The 22,412-nt window shown below is 60.9% G+C and carries 20 protein-coding genes; 8 read left to right on the top strand and 12 right to left on the bottom strand.

Annotation, left to right across the window (positions count from 1 at the left end; genetic code table 11):
* Positions 1 to 330: 330 nt before the first annotated feature.
* On the bottom strand, positions 331 to 1,005 hold the full coding sequence (gene lepB, locus D6Z24_RS07005) for a signal peptidase I (protein ID WP_129125850.1): 675 nt from the start codon (positions 1,003 to 1,005) through the stop codon (positions 331 to 333).
* Positions 1,006 to 1,058: 53 nt separating this feature from the next.
* On the bottom strand, positions 1,059 to 2,858 hold the full coding sequence (gene lepA / locus D6Z24_RS07000) for a translation elongation factor 4 (protein WP_129125849.1): 1,800 nt from the start codon (positions 2,856 to 2,858) through the stop codon (positions 1,059 to 1,061).
* 235 nt (positions 2,859 to 3,093) lie between these two features.
* Here lepA and D6Z24_RS06995 point away from each other — a divergent pair, with 235 nt between their 5' ends.
* Positions 3,094 to 4,389, top strand: coding sequence for an L-cysteine desulfidase family protein (locus D6Z24_RS06995; protein ID WP_129125848.1), 1,296 nt, complete (start codon positions 3,094 to 3,096; stop codon positions 4,387 to 4,389).
* Positions 4,390 to 4,476: 87 nt separating this feature from the next.
* Here D6Z24_RS06995 and D6Z24_RS06990 read toward each other — a convergent pair whose 3' ends face one another.
* Positions 4,477 to 6,120 (bottom strand): methyl-accepting chemotaxis protein, encoded by a 1,644-nt coding sequence (locus D6Z24_RS06990; RefSeq protein ID WP_129125847.1) that lies wholly within the window; start codon positions 6,118 to 6,120, stop codon positions 4,477 to 4,479.
* A 213-nt stretch (positions 6,121 to 6,333) separates the two neighbouring features.
* Between D6Z24_RS06990 and D6Z24_RS06985 the strand changes: the two genes are divergently transcribed.
* Both D6Z24_RS06985 and rocF read left to right on the top strand, forming a co-directional pair.
* Positions 6,334 to 7,443 (top strand): putative NPN-dependent ornithine cyclodeaminase, encoded by a 1,110-nt coding sequence (locus D6Z24_RS06985; RefSeq protein ID WP_129125846.1) that lies wholly within the window; start codon positions 6,334 to 6,336, stop codon positions 7,441 to 7,443.
* A 17-nt stretch (positions 7,444 to 7,460) separates the two neighbouring features.
* Positions 7,461 to 8,351, top strand: a complete 891-nt coding sequence (rocF, locus tag D6Z24_RS06980; RefSeq protein WP_129125845.1) for an arginase — start codon at positions 7,461 to 7,463, stop codon at positions 8,349 to 8,351.
* Between the two features lie 277 nt (positions 8,352 to 8,628).
* Here rocF and D6Z24_RS06975 read toward each other — a convergent pair whose 3' ends face one another.
* The 8 genes from D6Z24_RS06975 to rsmD form a co-directional block, all read right to left on the bottom strand.
* Positions 8,629 to 9,033, bottom strand: coding sequence for a hypothetical protein (locus D6Z24_RS06975; protein WP_129125844.1), 405 nt, complete (start codon positions 9,031 to 9,033; stop codon positions 8,629 to 8,631).
* A gap of 55 nt (positions 9,034 to 9,088) precedes the next feature.
* Positions 9,089 to 9,424 carry a hypothetical protein gene (locus tag D6Z24_RS06970; protein WP_129125843.1) on the bottom strand — a complete coding sequence of 112 codons (336 nt, stop codon included), beginning with the start codon at positions 9,422 to 9,424 and terminating at the stop codon, positions 9,089 to 9,091.
* 180 nt (positions 9,425 to 9,604) lie between these two features.
* On the bottom strand, positions 9,605 to 10,147 hold the full coding sequence (locus D6Z24_RS06965) for a beta-class carbonic anhydrase (RefSeq protein ID WP_129125842.1): 543 nt from the start codon (positions 10,145 to 10,147) through the stop codon (positions 9,605 to 9,607).
* Between the two features lie 111 nt (positions 10,148 to 10,258).
* A complete protein-coding gene (locus tag D6Z24_RS06960; protein ID WP_129125841.1) occupies positions 10,259 to 12,508 on the bottom strand; it encodes an NADP-dependent malic enzyme in 2,250 nt (749 codons plus the stop codon).
* Positions 12,509 to 12,578: 70 nt separating this feature from the next.
* On the bottom strand, positions 12,579 to 13,142 hold the full coding sequence (locus D6Z24_RS06955; RefSeq protein ID WP_129125840.1) for a helix-turn-helix domain-containing protein: 564 nt from the start codon (positions 13,140 to 13,142) through the stop codon (positions 12,579 to 12,581).
* A gap of 313 nt (positions 13,143 to 13,455) precedes the next feature.
* Positions 13,456 to 13,647 carry a DUF1858 domain-containing protein gene (locus D6Z24_RS06950; protein WP_129125839.1) on the bottom strand — a complete coding sequence of 64 codons (192 nt, stop codon included), beginning with the start codon at positions 13,645 to 13,647 and terminating at the stop codon, positions 13,456 to 13,458.
* Positions 13,648 to 13,747: 100 nt separating this feature from the next.
* Positions 13,748 to 14,239: a pantetheine-phosphate adenylyltransferase gene (gene coaD, locus D6Z24_RS06945; protein ID WP_129125838.1), complete on the bottom strand. Its 492-nt coding sequence runs from the start codon at positions 14,237 to 14,239 to the stop codon at positions 13,748 to 13,750.
* Entirely contained in the window at positions 14,230 to 14,811 is a 582-nt protein-coding gene (rsmD, locus tag D6Z24_RS06940) for a 16S rRNA (guanine(966)-N(2))-methyltransferase RsmD (protein ID WP_129125837.1), read from the bottom strand. The genes coaD and rsmD overlap by 10 nt, the downstream gene beginning before the upstream one ends.
* A 218-nt stretch (positions 14,812 to 15,029) precedes the next feature.
* Between rsmD and D6Z24_RS06935 the strand changes: the two genes are divergently transcribed.
* From D6Z24_RS06935 to D6Z24_RS06925, 3 genes are all read left to right on the top strand, one after another.
* Positions 15,030 to 16,178 (top strand): deoxyguanosinetriphosphate triphosphohydrolase, encoded by a 1,149-nt coding sequence (locus tag D6Z24_RS06935; protein WP_129125836.1) that lies wholly within the window; start codon positions 15,030 to 15,032, stop codon positions 16,176 to 16,178.
* 225 nt (positions 16,179 to 16,403) lie between these two features.
* Positions 16,404 to 19,217, top strand: a complete 2,814-nt coding sequence (locus D6Z24_RS06930) for a PocR ligand-binding domain-containing protein (RefSeq protein ID WP_129125835.1) — start codon at positions 16,404 to 16,406, stop codon at positions 19,215 to 19,217.
* Between the two features lie 120 nt (positions 19,218 to 19,337).
* A complete protein-coding gene (locus D6Z24_RS06925) occupies positions 19,338 to 19,745 on the top strand; it encodes a bacteriohemerythrin (protein ID WP_162605083.1) in 408 nt (135 codons plus the stop codon).
* 79 nt (positions 19,746 to 19,824) lie between these two features.
* On the opposite strand, the gene yhbY is transcribed toward D6Z24_RS06925, so the two are convergent.
* The gene (gene yhbY / locus D6Z24_RS06920; protein ID WP_129125833.1) at positions 19,825 to 20,121 is read right to left on the bottom strand and encodes a ribosome assembly RNA-binding protein YhbY; all 297 of its coding nucleotides are present in this window, start codon (positions 20,119 to 20,121) and stop codon (positions 19,825 to 19,827) included.
* Positions 20,122 to 20,677: 556 nt separating this feature from the next.
* Here yhbY and pyrR point away from each other — a divergent pair.
* Together pyrR and D6Z24_RS06910 are read left to right on the top strand one after the other, a co-directional pair.
* Positions 20,678 to 21,211 carry a bifunctional pyr operon transcriptional regulator/uracil phosphoribosyltransferase PyrR gene (gene pyrR / locus D6Z24_RS06915; protein ID WP_129125832.1) on the top strand — a complete coding sequence of 178 codons (534 nt, stop codon included), beginning with the start codon at positions 20,678 to 20,680 and terminating at the stop codon, positions 21,209 to 21,211.
* A gap of 194 nt (positions 21,212 to 21,405) precedes the next feature.
* Positions 21,406 to 22,338: an aspartate carbamoyltransferase catalytic subunit gene (locus D6Z24_RS06910; protein ID WP_129125831.1), complete on the top strand. Its 933-nt coding sequence runs from the start codon at positions 21,406 to 21,408 to the stop codon at positions 22,336 to 22,338.
* Positions 22,339 to 22,412 lie beyond the last annotated feature (74 nt).

Genomic DNA, 22,412 nt, shown 5'->3' with positions numbered 1-22,412 from the left:
CGTTCAACGTTCAACGTTCGACGTTAAAACTTAAAAGCCCCTGACGCTTGCGCGCAGGGGCTTTTTTTATTCACTGGTCTAAGCGTCCACATCCCCTCTCCCTCCGGGAGAGGGCCAGGGTGAGGGCGATGCTGTCTGTGACATGTAGCGTTGTGCCCAGGCCCTCACCCGCCCTTCGGGCACCCTCTCCCAAGGGGAGAGGGGATGAGGACTCTCCCCGGCGCCAGTTACCGGAGATCGTTCCGTATAACAAGAAAGGGCCCCCTGGAATGCAGAGGGCCCTTATTGAGTTGAGGCTGCGAACGTTGAACGCTGAACGTTGAACGTCTTTTAGTCTATCAGCTTGCCTATCGCCCCCAGGCGCGGGCGCATCTTCTCGCTGTCCCAGGACCAGTACTTGATGAAGGCGAGACCCTTGATCTTGTCCCTCGTCACGAAGCCCCAGAAACGGCTGTCGTAGGAACGGTCGCGGTTGTCACCCATGACGAAGTAGGAGTTGGGGGGGACGGTGACCGGGTCCCTGAAGTCCCTCGGGTTCATCTCCTTCGGGATGAGGTCGGCTTCCTTGTGCACCTCGTGCGGGTTGGCGTAAAGCTTCCCGTTCACGTAGACCCGCTTGTTCTTCACCTCGACCACGTCGCCCGGAACGCCGATGACGCGCTTGATGAAGTCCTTGGACGGATCCTCCGGATACTGGAACACGATGACGTCGCCCTGCTTCGGATCGCGCAGCTTGAGGATCTCCGTGTCGGTGAAGGGGATCTTGGTGCCGTAGATGAACTTGTTGACCAGCAGGTGATCGCCGATGGCGAGGGTGTCCTCCATGGAGCCGGAGGGGATCTTAAACGCCTGCACGATGAAGGTGCGGATCACCAGGGCGAGAAGGACCGCGATGATGATGGATTCGGCATACTCCCGGACTACGTGTTTCGCCTTGACGGGTTTGGCCGGTTTCGCTGCAGGTTCGGCGGGCTTTTCTTCGCAGACGTTCTTGTAATCTTCCATGTGCTGTTGCTTCCTTTTTGGATGATGGGAGGGCGAAAACGTCCTCTTCGTGGCTACCCTTCGACTTTCAGGATGGCGAGGAACGCCTCTTGCGGCAGTTCCACGTTCCCGACGTTCTTCATGCGCTTCTTGCCTTCCTTCTGCTTCTCCAAAAGTTTCCGCTTCCTCGTGATGTCGCCGCCGTAGCACTTGGCGAGGACGTCCTTTCTCATCGCCTTGACCGTCTCACGGGCGATGACCTTGGTCCCCACCGCAGCCTGGATCGCGATCTCGAACATCTGGCGCGGGATCAGTTCCTTCATCTTGGAGACGAGCTCGCGGCCTCTGTAATAGGCCTTGTCCTTGTGGATGATGAGCGAGAGCGCGTCCACCACCTCGCCGTTGATCATGATGTTCAGGCGCTGCAGTTCGCTCTGGCGGTAGTTGAGTAACTCGTAGTCGAGCGACGCGTACCCCTTGGTGATCGACTTCAGACGGTCGTAGAAATCGAGCACAACCTCGTTCAGCGGAAGCTCGTACACGACCATGACGCGGGTCGGCGTCAGGTACTTGATCTCGCGCTGCACGCCGCGCTTCTCCTCGCAAAGGGCGAGGATCCCCCCCACGAACTCGTTCGGGACGTGGATCGAGGCGAGGATGAAGGGCTCCTCGACGTAGGCGATCTCCTGGGTCGGCGGGAGCTGGTTCGCACTCTGGATGCTGATCATGCTCCCGTCGGTCAGGTGCACGCGGTACACGACCGTAGGGGCGGTGGTGATGAGCTCCAGGTTGAACTCGCGCTCAAGGCGTTCCTGGATGATCTCCATGTGTAAAAGACCGAGGAAGCCGCAGCGGAAGCCGAAGCCGAGCGCCAGCGAGGTCTCCGGGTCGTAGGAGAAGGAGGAGTCGTTCAGCTTGAGTTTCGCGAGCGCGTCGCGCAGGTTCTCGTACTGGGCGGTGTCGATGGGGTAGAGCCCCGAGAACACCATCGGCTTCACTTCCTTGTAGCCGGGGAGTGCCGCGTCGCAGGGGTTGTGCAGAAGCGTCACCGTGTCGCCTACCTTGGCGTCGGCGACCTCGCGGATGCCCGCGATGATGAAGCCTACCTCGCCCGCGGTGAGTGCCGGGGTCTCGCGCATGTCCGGGGCGAAGACGCCGGCCTTCAGCACCTCGTAGGACTTGCGGTTCGACATGAGCTGGATCTTGTCGCCCTTTTTCAGGGTTCCGTCCACGATGCGCACCAGGATGATGACGCCTTGGTACTGGTCGTACCAGGAGTCGAAGAGGAGCGCCTTCAGCGGCTTGCCCGGGTCACCCTGCGGCGGCGGGATCTTCTTGACGATCTCTTCCAGGATGTCCTTGGTGCCGATCCCTTCTTTCGCGCTGGCAAGCACGGCGTCATGGGTGTCGAGACCGATGATCTCCTCGATCTCCGCCTTCACGCGGTCCGGTTCGGCGGCGGGGAGGTCGATCTTGTTCAGGACGACGAACACCTCGAGGTTTGCGTCGAGCGCCAGGTAGACGTTCGCGAGGGTCTGCGCCTCCACCCCTTGGGAAGCGTCCACGACGAGAAGCCCTCCTTCGCAGGCGGTGAGGGAGCGGGAGACCTCGTAGGTGAAGTCCACGTGGCCCGGGGTATCGATCAGGTTGAGGATGTAATCCTTGCCGTCATCGGCACGGTAGTTGAGCCGGACGGTCTGGGCCTTGATGGTGATGCCGCGTTCGCGTTCCAGGTCCATCTTGTCCAGGAACTGGTCCTGCTTTTCTCGGGAGGAGAGGGTGCCGGTGAATTCGAGAAGGCGGTCGGCGATGGTCGACTTGCCATGGTCGATGTGGGCGATGATGGAAAAGTTGCGGATATGCTCGATTACCATATTGTCCTTTATCACGCGGAGATTAACTCATGAATGATATAGAAGCGACCTGTAATTGTAAAGGGATTTCTGGCCCGTTAACCTTTGTTCGCCGGCGGTATTTCCACGTTCTCCGTGTGGAAATGTTTTGCTTTTCCACCGCCGCTGAAGGTATAAAAGTCCCGTCGCGAAAACGCAAGTCGCCATGCCGTTCGGCGCAGACGTTGCGGCCACGAATCGAGTCTCGGGAGGGGATATGGGGATGTACCGTGAGGTGATAAAGCACGAGGTTTTTCCGGCGCTCGGGTGCACCGAGCCGATTGCCGTGGCTTATGCCGCGAGCCTTGCCGCCGCACTGCTGGACGGCGAACCGGAACGGGTCACGGTGCGCGCCGATCCCGGCGTCTTCAAAAACGGCTTCGCCGTCACCGTGCCCGAGACCGGCGGGCTCAAGGGAAACGTCATCGCCGCGGCACTGGGAGCGCTCGTCGCCCGACCGGAGCTCAAGATGGAGATTCTCTCCGGCGCCACCGAGGATCTCCTGCGGCAGGCGAAGCTCCTCGTGGAGCGGGGCGAGGTCTGCGTCTCGCTCGCGGAAGGGGAGGGGGGGCTTTATATCGACGTCACCGTTCACAAGGGTGGCGGCGTGGCTCGCGCCGTGCTGGCGGGTGGGCATACCAACCTGGTCAGACTGGAGCGCGACGGGGAGGTCCTCGTACAGGTCGAGCGCGACTCGGCAGGGGAGGAGAACCACCGCTACCGCGCCGAACTGAAGGAGATGACCCTCTCCGGCCTCATATCCCTGCTCGAAGAGGTGGATGACGACGACCTCGCCTACTTGAAGCGGGGCGTGGAGATGAACCTGCGCATAGCGGAGGCGGGGAAGGCGCTCACCAAGGTGGGGTATTACGTCGAGGAACTGGTAAGGAAGGGCTTTCTGCTCTCCGACGTAGTCTCGTCGAGCAAGATCCTCACCGCTTCCGCATCGGACGCCCGCATGGCCGGGCTCTCCTTTCCCGTCATGTCCAGCGGCGGCAGCGGCAACCAGGGGATCGTGGCGATCCTCGTCCCCTACAACGTCGGGCTCTTCTTCCGGATCCCCGAAGAGACCATCCTGAAGAGCATCGCCCTGTCGCACCTGGTAAACGCCTACATAAAGTGCCACACCGGGGACCTGGCCCCCATCTGCGGCTGCGCCATCGCTGCGGGCGTCGGCGCGGCCGTCGCCATCGTCTATCAGCAGGCGGGTGCGGACATAGAGAAGATGAACCTCGCGGTCAATACCATCATAAGCGACATCGGCGGGATGCTGTGCGACGGGGCCAAGGGGGGATGCGCCCTGAAGGTGGTGAGCTCTACCGATGCCTCGATCCGTGCCGCCTACATGGCCCTGTCCGGGCACGGCATCACCGAGGAGGAGGGTTTCGTGGGCGCGAGCGCCGAGGAGACCATCCGCAACTTGAGCCGGATCACCGACGACGGCATGTCCCGGGCCGACGACACCATGTTGAGCATCATGCTGGAAAAAAGGCGCGGCGCCCCGAGAGGGTAAAGTAAAGGCGGCCCGCGCTTTCGCGCCGGCCGCCTTCTGTCGTGTCGTCGTCCTCCGCCTGTGCGGAGGCTTCCCCTGGTAACCCGATCAGGCGAGCCTGAACTGACCCACCAGGCGCTGCAGGTCCTGCGAGAGTCCGGCCAGGTGGCTCGCCGCGGTGGCGCAGGTGTGGGCGCCCTTGGAGGTGTCCTGCACCACCTCGGTGATCTGCAGGATGTTGTTGGTGATTTCCCCGGTGGTGGCGGTCTGTTCCTCGGCGGCTGTGGCGATCTGGTTCACCTGCTCGGTCACCTCGCTGATCTGCCGCAGGATCTCCTCGAGCGATTGCCCCGATTTCGCCGCCTCGCGGGTCCCGCTTTCCACCTCGCGGACCCCTTCCTCCATGGCGGAAACCGCCGCTTTTGTCTCGGACTGGATCGACTTGATCATCTCGCCGATCTCGCGGGTGGCGCGGGTGGTGCGCTCGGCGAGCGCCCGTACCTCGTCCGCTACGACGGCGAAGCCGCGGCCCTGTTCGCCGGCGCGTGCCGCCTCGATGGCCGCGTTGAGGGCCAAAAGGTTCGTCTGATCGGCTATGTCCTCGATGGTGCCGATGATGGCCCCTATCTGGTCGCTGCGCTCACCCAACCCCTCCACCGTGGAGGCGGAGGCCTTCACCTGGGTGGCGATCCGGTTCATGACCTGCACGGTCTGCTCGACGACCATCCTGCCGTCCCGCGCGCGGCCGGTCGCCTCCGCACCTCCCGTCGCGGCCATGTGGCAGCTCTGCGCGATCTCGGAGGAGGTGGCCGCCATCTCTTCGCTCGCGGTCGCCACCGTGCCGGTCTGCGCCGCCACTTCTTCCGCGCCGGTCGCGATCTGCTCCGAGGTCGAGTGAAGCTGGTTCGCGGCCGCTGCGACCTCGTGCGAGTTCTCCACGACCCGGGTCAGCGTGTCGTTCAGTTTCCCGGCCATCTCGTTTACTTCTGCGGCCAGCATCCCCATCTCGTCACGTGTGTTGATGTCGGAACGGGCGGTAAGGTCGCCCGCAGCCACCTGCGCCAGGGTGTCGAAGACCTTTTTCAGCGGGACGCTGATCGAGTTCGCGATCAGGTACCCGACCAGCGCCATGAACAGGGCCGCCGCGAGGGTCAGCACCACCAGGAACACCTGCGAGGCGTGGTATCCGGCGAGGTCTTTCTGGTAGGTGTCCACGGCCTCCTTGGAGTTGAAGGCGACGAGGTCGGAGACGGCGGCGGCCGGGCTCTTGTAAAGCGGCGCCACCGACTCCGTGGCGAACTTGACCGTTGCCCTGCGCGCCTCGACGTTACCCAGGGAATCCTGGCTCATCTGCTGCAGCTTGCTCCCCTGGGCGAGGTACTGTTCGTACCCCTGCTTGAAGAGCTGGATCAGTTCCTTCTCCTTGGGCTCCAGGTTGAACTTGAGGAACTTGGCCTGTCCCTCCTCGATGTTCTTCTTGCGTTGCGCAAGGTCGTCGGCTTTTTCCTTTATCAGGGCCGGGTCTTCCAGCAGCATCATGTAAACCAGGTCAAGCCTGATGGCTAGGAGATCGTTCTTCAGGTTGTTGATGATCTCCACCTGGGCCACCGAATCGCTCATGTCGTGCTCGTTTCCGGCCATGAGCTTCATCTTGTGCAGGCCGGCTCCGACGATGGCTATCAGTGTGGCCACAGCGATGGTTACCAGTACGAGACACTTAGTTTTCACTTTCAGGTCCATCCAGAATTTCATGCTTGGCTCCTTCATACTGCCAGGATTTTTGTTCTGTAGCGGCAGTACATCCATTATTGGACTTTTCGGCGCATCGTCTGAATACTTGAATGTATCTGGGATTAGTATTGTTTTATTATAACCGTGGGCCGCAACCGTTGTAACTGATGAATGGCATGCTACAGTTTTCCCCAGGCAGATGCCTGCCGAAAATGAGAGTGAAGGAGCGTGCATATGTCAGATAGAAGTGGCGTTATCCCTTCCTACAACCCGCCGGACTTCCGCCGTCCGAAGCTCGCAGCGGCACCTGCGGCGAAGGTGGTCCCGGCACCTGCGGACGGAGTCCTGCCGGAGAATTTCCACGCCACCTCGAACCACCCGGAATACGTGCATATGGGGGGAGGGGAGTGGCTTCTCGCCCCGGAAAGCCGCATGGACTGCGTCATCGTCCTATCCGGAAGACGGCTCGAGGTGGTCGAACCGCGCCGGGTAAAAAAGGGAGACCAGGTGTTGGTGGGGCGGACCGAGAACGGCGAGGAGGGGATCTACCTGCACATCGGGGGATTTCTGAACCTATCCGAGCCCTTCGCAGACAAGTTCTCCTTCCGAAGCCGGGGGACCCGCGAGACCCCGTTTTCCCGCTCTTACGACGAGCTGTACCAGGTGCTTCGCCACGACCGCGACCACGGCTACATCGTCTGGGTGCTTGGGCCTGCGGTCGCCTTCGACATGGATTCACGTAACGCCATGCAGGGGCTCTTCGAAGCGGGATACTGCCACGCCCTCCTTGCCGGTAACGCCCTCGCTACCCACGACCTCGAGGCGGCCCGCTTCCGCACCGGCCTCGGGCAGAACATCTACACCCAGGCGATCATGCCGATGGGGCACTACAACCACCTCGACATCATCAACCAGGCGCGCATGGCGGGAGGGATTCCGCAGCTGATCGACAAGCTGAGGCTTGACGACGGGGTCATGTGCGCCTGCGCGAGGAAGGGGATACCCTACGTCCTCGCCGGCTCGATACGCGACGACGGCCCGCTCCCGGGCGTGATCCAGGATGCGTACCAGGCCCAGGACGCCATGCGGGTGCACGCCAGGAAGGCGACCACCGTGCTCGCCATCGCGACGCAGCTCCATTCCATCGCCTTCGGGAACATGGTGCCGAGCTACCGCGTCGAGGAGGACGGGTCGGTCCGCCCGGTTTACTTCTACGTGGTGGATATGACGGAGTTTTCCGTGGACAAGCTGGCGAACCGGGGCTCGGCGCAGGCGGTCGGGCTTTTGACCAACGCGCAGGACTTCGTCGTGAACCTCTGGAACCACCTGAAAAAGCAGGGATAGCCTGTAAAGGAATGAAGATGGAGAACAGCATCAGGATGATAGGGGTCCCGGTCGACCTGGGACAGGAACAGCGCGGCGTGGACCTTGGGCCCGGTGCCCTTCGCTACGCGGGCCTTGCGGCGCGCCTCTCGGGGCTTGGGTACCTGGTCGAGGACATGGGGAATCTGCCGGTTCCGGTCAGGGACGTCCTCGGCGCGGAGCGTGAGCAGCGCTACCTCCCCTCGATCACGGCGGTTTGCGAGACCGTCTACCGGGCGGGAGCGAGTGCCGTGGCGCAGGGGTATCTTCCCATTTTCATGGGGGGAGACCATTCCATGTCGGTAGGGTCGATCGGCGGGGTCACCGACGAGCATCCGGCCGCGGTGATCTGGGTGGACGCACATGCCGATTTCAACACGCCGCAAAGCACGATAACCGGCAACATCCACGGCATGGCGCTCGCCGCACTTTTGGGCGAGGGGTTCCCAGAGCTGGTCGACGTGGGGCGCCCCGGGCCGAAACTTCACGCCTCCGACATCATCATCATCGGGCTTCGGGAGCTCGATCCGCAGGAAAGGGTGCGCCTGCGCGAAAGCGGCATCATGGCCTACACCATGCGCGACATCGATGAACGCGGCATGGCGGCGGTTGCGCGCGAGGCGCTGGGAAGGCTCGCCCACAGGACGCGGCTGCACGTGAGCCTCGACCTGGACGGGCTCGATCCCCTCGAGGTGCCCGGGGTGGGGACCACGGCGCCCGGCGGCATAACCTACCGGGAGGCGCAGCTGTTGATGGAGATCATCGCCGATACCGGACTTTTAAGCTCGATGGATATCGTCGAGATCAACCCGATCCTCGATCACAGTAACCGCACCGCGAAAATCGCCGTCGAGCTTGCCGCCTCGGCCTTCGGCGCCGCCATACTGTAAGCGCCGTCCTTGTCGCCAAAAAGAAACCCGATTAGCGATGATCTTCCGCTAGCCCCCCTCTCCCTCCGGGAGAGGGTGCCCGTAGGGCGGGTGAGGGCGTTGCCGCGAAGTGAGCAGTTGCAACTGCCGACGCCCTCACCCTGGCCCTCTCCCGGAGGGAGAGGGGATGTGGACGTTGTGCAGCGGAAGATCATAACTAATCACGAAAATAAAAGCCTGTCCGCGACCGGACAGGCTTTTATTAGTTCGATCGCGCGGGCGGCTTCCCCGGAAAGGATCAGCTCTTGGGGGGAGCCTGCTGCGGCGCGATCTCGTGGTGTTTCACGACCTTGAGCTTTCTCGCCACGAAGACGTAGCCTGCCGGGAGTTTCTGGAACTTGCCGCTCGCCTTGATCTCGTCGCCGACCACCGGCTGCTCCCCGGCGGGGCACTTCACCGGGATGTAGAGCTTCTCGCAGCCGTTTTTGCACTCCGCCTCCTTGGTGTCCATGATGCCGATAACGGACTTGTCGTACTGGGAGGAGCCGGCCATGACGCCGGTGATGGTGATGGTCCCGGTGTGCGTTTTCGGGCTACCCACCTCGTTTACACCGATCGTCTTTCCATCGAATATCTTTACCACCATGAAGATCAAGGCCGCTCCGAGGAGGACCGATATTGCCGTGATTGCTACCTTTTGCATGCATTTCTCCTGAGTAAGTTGGTTGCGTGCGCGCCGAAGCGATACTTAACGTCGTTCAGGCCGCCTCGGGTGGGTAGTCTATGCTGCGCACAAAGGAGCTCAGGGGATGCCGCTTCGGCGGGAGCAGGGGGAGGGGAGCCGCGTCCACGGTAACGCGGGCGACGGAGATGGACGTCTGCAGGATCATGGTGATGCAGGCGAAGCAGTGACAGTCGGGCGAGGCGCCGTGCCCTGCACCGGGAACGGGGTGGTCGTCGCAGCCGCTGTCGAGGCACGTGATCCCCGGGGCCTGCTGCGCCATGGCGGCAGCGGTGGCCGTCAAGCCGCTCAGGGTCAAAAGAGAGACCATCAGTATGAAGACGGCAGCTATGCGGAGGGTTCCTCGTTTCACGCCGAACACTTTATTTAGTTTTATCTTTTTTTGCAAGCTCAAAACCGGCGGGGCCAGGCGTGAAAACCGCGCCTTTCCGGCTCTTTGAGTATGAAAGCCGGGGCGGCGTAGGGCAAAAAGAAAGACCCGCATCCCTCAGAGAGAGAGCGGGTCTTTTCAATCAATGCATCGTCGTCAGGCTCAGTAACCGGAGACGACGACGTCCAGGTGCCCGTCGTTCGGGCAGAAGATCAGGCCGTGCACCGGCACGTCCTTCGGGATGAGGGGGCTGTTGCGGATGATCGAGGTGACCCGCTCCACGTTTTCTTCCGGGCAGCTGAAAGCACCCACCCACTGGCCGAGATCCGGGTCGAGGGCTTCGATGGCGGCGGGATCGACGCCGCGCTCCACCATCTTCTGCTTGAGCAGGTCCACGTCCACCGACGCCATGCCGCAATCCTTGTGGCCGATGACGAAGATCTCCTCGACGCCCAGGAGAAAGACGGCCGCGACGAGGCTGCGGATCACGCCGCCGTTGGGGTCGACCAGGGTGTTGCCGGCGTTCTTGATCACCTTGGCGTCGCCGCGCTTGATCCCCATGGCGGGTTCGAGGAAATCTACGAGCCTCGTGTCCATGCAGGTGAAGATGGCCAGCTGCTTCTTGGGATCCTTGGGAAGGGGAGGGAACGCGCCCGGTCTGACGAACTTCTTGTTGTGGCTAAGAACTTTTTCGAGAAGAGACATTGGTTTCGGTTCCTTGGTTGTCGTTTGTGCAAAACACTTTTCTAAGCCCAAAGTCCCCGCAAGTCAAGGAAAAGAGCCCCCCGCCCGGTATACGGGCGGGGGCGTGCGTGTCTAGACGTTCTGCACGTCGACCACGGCGATGGCGGCCATGTTGACCACGTCATTCACGTCGTCGCCGCGCTGCAGTACGTGCACCGGCTTGTTCATACCCATGAGGATGGGGCCGATCGCCTCGGCGCCTCCCAGGCGACGCAAAAGCTTGTAACAGATGTTGCCGGAGTTCAAGTCCGGGAAGATGAGGACGTTCGCCGGGGTCTTCAGTTTCGAGAAGGTGAACCCTTCGAGGAGTTCCGGGACCACCGCGGTGTCCGCCTGCATCTCCCCCTCGACGATGAGGCCGGGGGCGCGCTCCTTGACGAGTTCGACGGCGCGCTTCACTTTCCTCGTCTGCGGGTGGTCCACCGAGCCGAAGTTAGAGAAGGAAAGCATGGCGATCCGGGGCTCGATGCCGAGCATGGCGACCTTCTCGGCGGCGAGGATGGCGGTCTCGGCCAGTTCCTCCGCAGTCGGGTCGATGGTCACCGTGGTGTCGGCCAGGAAGTAGACCTCCTTCTTGAACACCATCATGTACAGGCCGTGCACGCTTGAGAGACCGGCCTGCTTGCCGAGCACCTGCAGCGCCGGGCGGATCGTCTCAGGGTAGTGGGTGTCGATGCCGCCCAAAAGCGTGTCGGCGTGCCCCTGAGCCACCATCATGGTGGAGAACTGGACGCGGGACTTCCTGCGCATGATGCGCTGGCACTCGGTGAGGGTGAGCCCCTTTCTCTGGCGCCGGCGGTAGAGCTCCTGGGCGTACTCCTCGGTGTGCTCGCTCTCGGTCGGGTCGACGATCGGAACGTCGAGGTCGAGGTTCAGCTCGTCCATCTTCTGCTGGATCTTCTTTTTGTCACCGACGAGGATGGGCTGTGCGATCCCCTCCTCGACCAGGGTCTGGGCCGCGCGCAGGATCTTCTCGTTGTCACCCTCGGGGAAGACGACCTTTTTCGGGTCGCTCTTCGCCTTGTTGATGATCATGCGCATCACTTCCTTGGATTTGCCCTGCGAGCACTCGAGCTGCTCGATGTATTTCGCCATGTCCTCGATCGGCTGGCGCGCGACGCCGGTGTCCATGGCCGCCTGGGCGATCGCCGGAGCCACGTGCAAAAGGACGCGCGGGTCGAAGGGCTTCGGGATGATGTAGTTGACCCCGAAGGTGAACTTCTCGTTGCCGTAGGCCTTGGAGACCGAATCGGGCACTTCCTCGCGGGCAAGCTTCGCAAGCGCATGTACCGCGGCCAGCTTCATCTCCTCGTTGATCGCGGTGGCACGGACGTCCAGGGCACCGCGGAAGATGAACGGGAAGCCGAGCACGTTGTTCACCTGGTTCGGGTAGTCGCTTCTGCCGGTCGCCATGATCACGTCGCCGCGCACCGCGTGCGCCTCTTCCGGGGTGATCTCCGGGTCCGGGTTCGCCATGGCGAAGATGATCGGGTTGGGCGCCATGCTCCGGATCATCTCAGGGGTGAAGGCGCCTTTTGCGGAGAGGCCGAAGAGTACGTCCGCCCCTGCCGCCGCCTCTTCCAGGGTGCGGAAAGGCGTGTCGGCGGCGAAGAGCTCCTTGTAGGGGTTCATCCCCTCGACTCTCCCCTTGTAGATGACACCCTTGGTGTCGCACATGATCATGTTGTTGGGTTTCACGCCGAGCGCTATGGCGAGCTTCGCGCAGGAGTTCGCCGAGGCGCCCGCGCCGTTCACGACGATCCTGATCTCCTCGATCTTCTTGCCGGTTAACTGCAGCGCGTTCAGAAGGGCCGCCGAGGAGATGATCGCGGTGCCGTGCTGGTCGTCGTGGAAGACCGGGATGTTCATGGTCTTCTTGAGCGTCTCCTCGATGTAGAAGCACTCCGGCGCCTTGATGTCCTCGAGGTTGATGCCGCCGAAGGTGGGTTCCAGGAGCTGGCACGCCTTGATGATCTCGTCCGGGTTCTCCGTGTTAAGCTCGATGTCGAAGACGTCGATGTCGGCGAAGCGCTTGAAGAGGACACCTTTACCCTCCATGACCGGCTTGCCGGCGAGAGCACCCAGGTTACCAAGCCCCAGCACCGCGGTGCCGTTGGACACCACCGCGACCAGGTTCCCCTTGGCGGTGTACTTGTAGGCGTCGTCCGGATTCTGCTGGATGGCGAGGCAGGGCTCGGCGACCCCCGGAGAGTAGGCGAGCGACAGGTCCGCCGCGGTCTGGCACGGTTTGGTGGCGATGACTTCGATCTTTCCCTTCCTGCCGCTGGAGTGATAGTCCAGTGCCCCTAACTTCTTGCTCATGTACGTTCTCCTTTGACCCATTGGATGAGCGGATGCCCGCCATTGAAACGGTCTGCTTCCGGTTGTCCCTCTACTTGGTGACCACGACCAGCACCTTGACCTCCTTGCCGTCGTGGCTCAAGAGCCGGTGTCCCATGCTCGATTCGAAGTAGAGGGAATCCCCCTCGTGCAGGGTGATCTTGTTGTCGTCGAGGATGAAGTCGGCGTTCCCACGCATGACGTAGATGAATTCCTCGCCGTCGTGACTGTAGGTGTTCGCCTCGGGCGCCTTTTCGGTCAGGGTGACCATGAAGGCGTCCATCTTCTTGTTCTGTTTGTAAAAGGAGAGCGATTCGTAGAAGTACCCCTGCTTGGTACCCTCCTTGGAGATGACGCGCGGCACGATGTGCCGTTCGCCGGCGCGTACGACCTCGAATTTGCGGTCGTCCTCGTCCTCGCTGAAAAGCTGCGCCAGCTTGATGTCGAAGAACTTGGCGATCTTTGAGAGCGTGGCGATAGGCGGGGAGACGTTATCGTTCTCGATCTGCGAGATGAGTGCCGGCGAGAACCCCGTCTCCGTGGCCACCGCCTGCAGGGTCAGCTTTCTCGCGAGGCGGAGTTTCTTAAGTCGCGGACCGATGTTGTATTCAGACATTCGCCGTTCCTCTTGCAGAATAATCCAGCGTTTTACTTCGGCTAAAATTATTCAGTTTTGGTAAAAAGTCAATTCAATAATGAACTGGTAGGGAAATTTAATCTTTCGGCTAAGGTTGCGCCGATACTGGAGCGGGCGACATTATGGCATCACAATGTAGGTGGTGTCTAGGGGAGAAGTGGTGTTTACCGGGATTTAAAATGATGTTTATTGATGATGAACAGGAGGGTGCGGGAGCGCCGGATACGGCGAGGCGGAGATCCTCCGCCTCCTTTGGGGATGGCTGCGGTGTCGTCGCGAAGCGAGACGGGACTTAGGAGATGCAGCGGTTCAATTCGGCGAGCAGCGCGTCCAGGTTCACCTTGTGCACCGTCGCACCATGTTCGAGCTGCTCGAACTCGGCGATCTGGCAGTCGTAGCAGTCCAGGCCGTAGCGTTCGAAGACGGGAAGGGTCTGCGGGTAGCGTCTGAGGATATCGCTGATGGTCATCTCCTTGCTGATCATGTTTTCCTCCCGATGGTCTGTGGCTGATAGCAAAGCCCGGTAACAAAAAAGGCGCTGCATAACGCAAACGCCTCTCTATCAAGTGTATCGATTCCGCCGTCTAACCCGCCGGCCTGAACTTCGCGTCCAGGGCGTTTTTAACCAGCGGCGGCACCAGCTTGTCCACGGGGCCGTTCAGGTGACTCACCTCTTTCACGATGGAGGAGGAGAGGTAGCTGTAAGGGACCGAGGTCATCATGAAGAGGGTTTCCACTTCGCGGGTGATGTTGCGGTTCATCTGCGCCAGCTGGAACTCGAATTCGAAGTCGGAGACGGCGCGCAGACCGCGGATGACCACGGTGGCGCCTGCCTGGCGCACGTAGTCGACCAAGAGCCCCTCGAAGGTCTCCACCCGGGCCTGGGGGCGGTCCTTGAGGATCTCGGTGAGCATGTCGATCCGCTCCTGCACGGTGAAGAGCGCGTTCTTCTCTGAGTTGCGGGCCACGGCGACGATTACGCCGTCGAAGATCTTGAGGGCCCGGTCGATGATGTCCAGGTGCCCGTAGGTCACGGGATCGAATGAACCGGGATAGACAGCTACTCTCAGGGGCACGTTTCACCTCTGTCTGTAATGGTCAGGAAGGAGAGGGCGGTGTCGCCGTAGATGCGGCGCTCGATTTCTTCCAGCCTGCCGAAGCGCGTGGGTACATCCTCTTTTACGGAGAACTCGGCGATGACGGTGGTGCCGCCGTCGACGACCGGCGATTGTGCGAGCAGCTCCAAAAGCCTCTGCGTGTGTCCCTCGCCGTACGGGGGGTCGAGAAACACGAGGTGGAACGGGGGCTCCCCGCGCGAGAGCCACTTGAGCGCGGCGCCGGCTTCCTGCACCACGACCTTCGCGTGCTCCGCGAGCCTCGTCAGCTCCAGGTTCTTGCGGACCAGTTCCGCCGACTCGCGGTGCGCGTCGACGAAAAGGGCGAACTCTGCGCCGCGGGAGAGCGCCTCGATGCCCAGGTTTCCGGTGCCGGCGAAGAGGTCGAGAACCCGCATGCCGGTGAGATCGCCGAGTCGGCTGGTAAGGATGCTGAAAAGCGCCTCCTTCACCCGGTCCGCGGTCGGCCGCACCCGCATGTTCTTGGGCGCCGTCAGCTGACGCCCGCGTGCGCTCCCTGCGATCACCCGCATGAGGACCACCACTGGTCTTGATACATCATGGCCGCTCCTTCGGGCGTTTTCGTCGGTACGGCTTACCTTTGTTCCGGAGGTTTCTTCCGGTTCTGACAGTATGTCGCACGCAGCTCTATTAGCACGATGCAACCACCACGTCAATCAACTTTGCTGTTGACACTGTCGGCGACCAGTATATAAATTACGTACTTTTAGCTGATTCAGCAGGGGGGCGGATGAGAGACGGCATTGCCATGGAACGCACCGATCTGGCCGGGTATGCGGCTACGAGCGCCACATCCCGAGGGCGGCGTTACCAGGAGGATTTCAGGGACAACCGTCCCGCCTTCGAGAGGGACCGCGACCGCATCATTCACTGCGCGGCGTTCCGTCGTCTGGAGTACAAGACCCAGGTCTTCGTGAACCACGAGGGGGACTATTACCGCACCAGGCTCACCCATTCCCTGGAGGTGGCCCAGATAGGGAAGGGGATCGCCAGAAGGCTCGGTCTAAACGAGGAGCTGACCGAGACCCTGGCCCTTGCCCACGATCTCGGACACACCCCTTTCGGCCATACCGGCGAGGAGGTCTTGAACCGGCTCATGGAGGGGTGCGGCGGCTTCGAGCACAACCTGCAGTCGCTTAGGGTGGTCGACGAGCTCGAGGAGCGCTACCCCGGCTTCAACGGGTTGAACCTCTCCTGGGAGGTGCGCGAGGGGATCGTGAAGCACTCTTCGCAGTACGACACCCCATGCGCCACCTATGCCGAGTTTCTTCCCGGCGTGGTACCCGCCATAGAAGCGCAGCTCATCAACTTCGCCGACGAGATCGCCTACAACAACCACGACATCGACGACGGCTTGAAGTCCGGTTACATCAATCTGAACCAGCTGAAGAAGGTCGACCTCTGGAACGAGGTGCATGAGCGGATCCTCGAGAAGTACCCCGCCATCGACGTCGAGCGCGGCGTCTGCCAGACGGTGAGCGCGCTCATCGGCGTTCTCATCCTCGATCTCGTCGAGACCACCGCGCAAAACATCGAAAAGCTCGGTATTAAGACCCAGGAGGACCTGCGCCGCGTGAACCTCCAGGTTGTCTCCTTCAGCCCGGCCATGGCCGAGCGAAACGCGGCACTCAAGCGCTTTTTGTTCCAGAACCTATACCGCCACTACAAGGTGGAGCGGATGCGGGTGAAGGCCGAGCGTTACCTGGCCGAGCTGTTCGAGGTCTACCTGAAACACCCGACGCTCCTTCCCCAGAAGCACCAGTTGAAGATGGATCGGGAAGGGCGCGAGCGGGTCATCTGCGACTACATAGCAGGCATGACCGATCGCTTCGCTCTGGACGAGTTCAAGAGGCTCTTCGAACCCTACGAAAGAGTCTGATACTCTTCCACACAGTCACAGGCAGCGTTCTCCATGTCAAAGGAGAGCGCTGCCGCCTCTATCGCTCCCATTTTTACTCCTGATCACATTCCCCGCTCTGACACAAAAAAGTCGTTCCTACAGAAAGATAGCCTTGCAAATGCCGGGTGTTGTGTCACGCTTTTGTTCGAAGCACCCGCCCCTTTCCCTGATACTGAGACCTTCCAATTGAGCATGGAGTGACCCATGGACTACTCTCTCAAAGAGTTGCTTGACGTCCCGCGGTTGCACGAACTGCTCCGTTCCTTCAACGAAATCTACCATATGCCTTCCGCGGTGGCCGACGCTGAAGGCACCATACTCACCTCTATCGCCTGGCAGGACATATGCCGGAGGTTTCACCGCATGAACCCAGAACTGCGCGAGTTCTGTATCGAGGAACAGCTGCGCAAGAAGGCTTCACGTCAAAAAGCGGGGCATTTGATGCACCGCTGCCCGATGGGGCTCGTAGATGTAGCGGCCCCGATAGTCGTGGACGGACGCCATCTGGGGGACGTTTTCGTCGGACAGCTCTTCACTTCCCCCCCGGACGAGTCCCGCTTCATCCAACAGGCGAGGCACTACGGCTTTGACGAAGCGGACTACCTGGAGGCGATCCGGAAGGTTCCCCTTTTCAGCGAGGCGGACCTGCACAATAACCTGAACTTCATCCACGCCCTGGCGCAGATGCTGGCCGAACAGGGGGTGCAGAACATGCGCCGCAAGGAGGTCCAGGACGCGCTGCATCGCAGCGACCTCAAGTTCCGCGCCGTCATCGAATCGGCCCCCATACCGATCGCCATGAACGATGACAACGGGAAGATCCTTTACCTGAACCGATGCTTCAGCGACTTGTTCGGCTACACGGTCGAGGACGTCCCCACCCTCGAGCAGTGGTGGCCCCGCGCATACCCGGACCTCGACTACCGCAACCAGGTGGTGTCGGCATGGGAGCGTGAACTTCATGAAGTCCAGACCTCCGGCCGTCCTTTCGCTCCGATCGAGGCGAAGATAACGTGCAAGGACGGCACCAGCCGCACCGCACTCTGCAGCGCCATCTCTCTTCCGGAAAGCTTCACCGGCACCCGCGTGGTCTTTCTGTACGACCTGACCGAGCGCAAGGAAGTGGAGGAACAGCTCACCCAGAGTGAGGAGAACTATCGCTGCATCTCGGAGATCACCACCGACTTCGTCTACAAGTGTTCCCGGACCGGTGACGAACCCTACCGCGTAACCTGGGCGGGAGGCGGCCTCAAGTTCATGTCGGGCTACACCCCCCGCGAGATCTGCGAGATCGGCTGTTGGATGGCGGCGGTGCATCCCGACGATCGCGAAAGGGTCATGGCACACATGATGTCGATGCGCCCCGGGGAGCGGGATGTCATAGAGTTCAGGATGATCAGCAAAGAAGGGGAGGTGCACTGGATCTCCGAGACGAGCAGTTGTGTCGCCGGGGAGGCGGAAGGCGAGCTGGTGCGGTACGGCGCGTCGAGGGACGTGACCGAGATGAAGGAGGTCGAGGTGAAGCTCGAGATGATCCGGATCAGCGTCGACGCCGCCTCCGACGCCATCTACTGGATCCGCGGCGACGGCCGTATCATAGACGTCAATCCCGCAGCATGCCGCTCCGTAGGTTATACGCGCAATGAGCTGATGCGGATGCGGGTATGGGAGCTCGACCCCCAATACGACGAGCAAGTCTGGAACAAGCACTTCGAGGATTTGCGCCGCAGCCGCACCATGGTGTTCGAGTCGCAGCAGAAAACGAAAGATGGACGTGTCGTGCCGATCGAGATCGTCGCGAACTACGTTCACTTCGACACCCAGGAGCTCAACTGCGCCTTTGTAAGGGACATCGCCGAGCGCAAACAGGCGGAGCGGGAGCGGCAAAGGCTTCAGGCCCAGAAGCTCGAGAGCTTGGGCACCCTAGCCGGTGGTGTCGCCCATGATTTCAACAACATCCTGACCTCCATCATCGGCAACGCCGATCTCGCCCTGATGCAGCTTCCTCCCGAATCTCCGGTACTGGAAAACCTGCAGCGCATCGAGAAATCCGCCGCGAAGGCTGCCGACCTGGCCAAACAGATGCTGGCGTATTCGGGCAAGGGAAGGTTCGTCGTTCAGTCACTGGACCTCTCCGGACTGATCGAAGAGATGGCGGGAGTGATCCGGGACGCCGTGCCGGAGCAGGTGGCACTAAGCTATCACCTGGCGACGTCCCTTCCCCATGTCGATGCGGATCCGACCCAGCTCCGCCAGGTCGTCGTGAACCTCGTGCGCAATGCCGCCGAAGCCATCGGGGGGAGGGAAGGCGCGATAGAGCTGTCCACCGGGGTGCAGCATTGTGACGGCAGCTTTTTTCAGGATGCCTGGCCCGCACACCCGGGAGGCGAAGGACGCTACGTTTTCATAGGTGTCTCCGACAACGGCTGCGGCATGGACCAAGATACCGTCGGGAGGTTGTTCGATCCTTTCTTCAGCACCAAGTTCACCGGCAGGGGACTGGGGATGGCGGCGGTCATGGGGATCGTCAGGGGGCACCGGGGGGGTATCAAGGTGCACAGTGAACCGGGAGCGGGGACCACGATACGCATCTTTCTTCCCGCAACGCATGAAACTCACGAGGATTTGGAACCAGCCGAGGGGGCTGGTCTTTGGCAGGGACACGGGAAAGTGCTGCTTGTGGACGACGAAGACGAGGTGCGCAGCGTAGGGGCCGAGCTCCTGAAAGTGCTGGGCTTTACCGTCGTCACCGCTGCCGACGGGGAGGAGGCTGTGCGTCGTTTCGGCGAAAGCCGGGATTTCAGCTTCGTGATCCTCGATCTCACCATGCCGCGCATGGACGGGGAGCAGTGTTACCGCGAGCTGCACACCGTTGATCCCGAGGTGAAGGTGATCATAGCAAGCGGTTACAGCGAGCAGGAGGTGGCCAGGAAGTTTACCGGCGAAGAAGTGATCGGTTTCATACAGAAGCCGTACAGTATGGCCACGCTGCGTGACGCGGTGCGGAAACTTCGGTGAGGCTGAAACGTTGACCGGGCCGTTCGTGTAAACGCTTCGACTGTGTGAGTGTGCTTGAACCTCGTAGGAAATATGGTATCTAATGCCATCTGAAAATTCCTAATTACAGAGGTGATGGCAATGGCGTATTTCGAGTGGACCGACTCACTGAGTGTGAAAGTGAAGGAGATCGACGAACAGCACAAAAAACTTGTCGGTATGTTGAACTCCCTGCATGACGCGCACATGGCGCGTATGGGGAAGGAGGCGCAGAAGGAGATCATCTCGAGTATGGTCAGCTACGCAAGAACTCACTTCGATGCGGAGGAGGAGTACATGCGCAAGCTGCAGTACCCGGCTCTCGCTGAGCACAAGGAAGAGCATGCCGCATTCGCGGAGAAGGCGCTCGAACTGCAGGCAAGGGTCGACAATGCCGGGCTCATCTTCACCGCGGAAATTCTCGAATTCCTCAAGCGCTGGCTGCAGGATCACATCCAGGGGACGGACATGAAGTACTCCTCCCATTTCAACGCCTGCGGCGTCTGCTAGCCTTTTCCCGTCCAGACCAAAAAAGCCTCCCTGCCGGAGCGGGGAGGCTTTTTCTTGTTCTTTGGGGGGGCAGCCTAAGCTATTTCCCTTTGGGAAGTTCCAGCTTCGGCTCCTTCGCCGGCTTATAAAGGAGCATGGTGCGCCCGAGCACCTGGGCGAGCTCCGCCTCACAGGCGGTGCACAGCTCCTCCGCGACGCTATGGCGGTCCATGAGGCAGCTCTCCAGCACCTTTACCTTGATGAGTTCGTGAGCCGCCAGCGCCTCGCTCGTCTCGTGGATCAGCGCCTCGCTCACGTCGCTCTTGCCCACCTGTATCACCGGTTTCAGCCCGTGTCCGAGCGCCCGGAGAAATCTCTTCTGTTTTCCTGTCAACATCACGTCTTCCTTTGTCCTCTATGCGGACGCCGCTCTCAGCGGCTGCACGAGTCAATAAATTCCCATACGGTCCGAGCCTTATAGCATTTTGCCGCGACTATGGCAAGGGCAGGGGGATGGACACCTTAAAAGCATTACTACGGAGGACACCGAGGCTCACAGAGTACACTGAGGAAGTCACTCTCATATGCTTTCTCTGTGGCCCCTATGTGACCTCATCGGTTGCCGTTTTATGGCATCGTTCCCACGCTCCCCGTGGGAACGATGCTTGGGCTATTTCATACCAGGTTGCCGGTGAGGGAAACTTAATTGTATCTTCGTCTTTAAGCCTCCTCTTTTCCTTGACTCTGCGGACCCTCGATGCTACTTTGTCTCAAATTTATCGTTGCCTTTTAAATTAGCCCTGTGAGGTTAGCAAAGGTGAAGCTAAAGCACTCTTTTACAATCTAAAGAAAGAGCCTTTTCGCCCACCTGCGCGGAAAGGCTCTTTTTTAATTACGCGCCCCGGCGCAAACTCTTTCACCACAGGCGCTTACGCCGATGACAGGGGGTTATTATGGCTGAAAACACTGTGATACTGGACGGCACCGGCGTAAAAAGGGCGCTCACCAGGATAGCCCACGAGGTGCTGGAAAAGAACAAGGGCGTCGAAGGGCTCGTGCTGGTCGGCATCAGGACCGGCGGCATTTACCTCGCCCAGGAACTCGGCGACCGACTGAACGAAATCGAGGGAGTCGAAGTCCCAGTCGGCGCCGTGGACATCACCATGTACCGCGACGACATCAAGGGACACCACGAGCACCTGCCGGTGGGCAAGACCGAGCTTCCCTTCTCCGTGGAAGGAAAGAAGGTCGTCCTCGTTGACGACGTCCTCTTCACCGGCCGCACCATAAGGGCCGCCATGGACGCCATTATCGACCAGGGGCGTCCTTCCTGCATCCAGTTGGCCGTACTGGTGGACCGCGGGCACCGCGATCTGCCGATTCGCGCCGACTTCGTCGGCCGCAACGTGCCGACCAGCCGCAGCGAGAACATCATGGTTGCCTTCGACGCCGACAACAAGCCGACCGAAGTAATCCTGCAGAAATAACGATTTCCTCTCCCCTCCCTTGACGGGAGGGGCAGGGGGGTGGGTGAAGCTGCCAATTGATACGGTGATGGCACCTTCCCCCCCACCCTGGCCCTCCCCCGCAAGGGGGGAGGGGAGCTGTGTATGTGATTGTCTGATCGTTTCAACGCGCCTCGCACGGTGCATGGCGTAAAACTTGTTTCTTGGGGGGGACCATGGGTTTTCGGCACAAAGACATCATTGCCCTGAAGGATCTGAACAAAGAGGAGATTCAGCTGCTCCTCGACACGGCGGACAGTCTCAGCGAGATCAACCGTCGGGACATCAAGAAGGTGCCGACCTTGCGCGGCAAGACGGTGATCAACCTCTTCTACGAGGCTTCCACCAGGACCCGCACCTCCTTCGAGATCGCCGCGAAAAGGCTCTCCGCCGACGCCGTGAACATCACCGCGTCGACCAGTTCCGTCACCAAGGGTGAGACCCTTTCCGACACCGCAAACAACCTCCTCGCCATGAAACCCGACATCATCGTGATGCGCCACTCCATCTCCGGCGCGCACGAGTACCTCGCCAAAAGGGTCTCCTGCTCAGTTATCAACGCAGGCGACGGCGCCCACGAGCACCCCTCCCAGGGGCTCTTGGACATGCTCACCATGCGTCAGAAGTTCGGCAAGCTCGAAGGGCTCAAGGTCGCCATCGTCGGCGACATCACCCACAGCCGCGTCGCCCGCTCCGACATCTACGGGCTCACCACCATGGGCGCCCATGTTTTCCTCGCCGGCCCCCCGACCATGATGCCGATCGGCATCGAGCGCCTCGGCAACGTCACCGTCTGCAAGGACATGCGTGAGGCGGTCGACCAGGCCGACGTCGTGATGATGCTGAGGATCCAGTTGGAGAGGCAGGGTAAAACGCTGCTTCCCAGCATGCGTGAATACGCCCGCTACTTCGGCCTCAACCCGGCCGTTCTCTCCCTGGCGAAGAAGGACGCCATCGTCATGCATCCCGGCCCGATCAACCGCGGCGTGGAGCTCTCCTCCGTCGTTGCCGACTGTGACCAGTCGCACGTGTTGAAGCAGGTGGAAAACGGCGTAGCGGTCCGTATGGCCATGCTGTACCACGTCTGCGGCGGGGAACCGGTGGAATAGAACCGAGAGGACGTTCAACGTTCAACGTTCGACGTTAGGCTCAGTCGAACCGGATGTTGAATCTTAACTTTCCT

It is taken from the genome of Geomonas oryzae, assembly GCF_004117875.1.
GTDB classification, from domain to species: domain Bacteria; phylum Desulfobacterota; class Desulfuromonadia; order Geobacterales; family Geobacteraceae; genus Geomonas; species Geomonas oryzae.
This window is presented reverse-complemented; position numbering and strand designations above follow the sequence as displayed.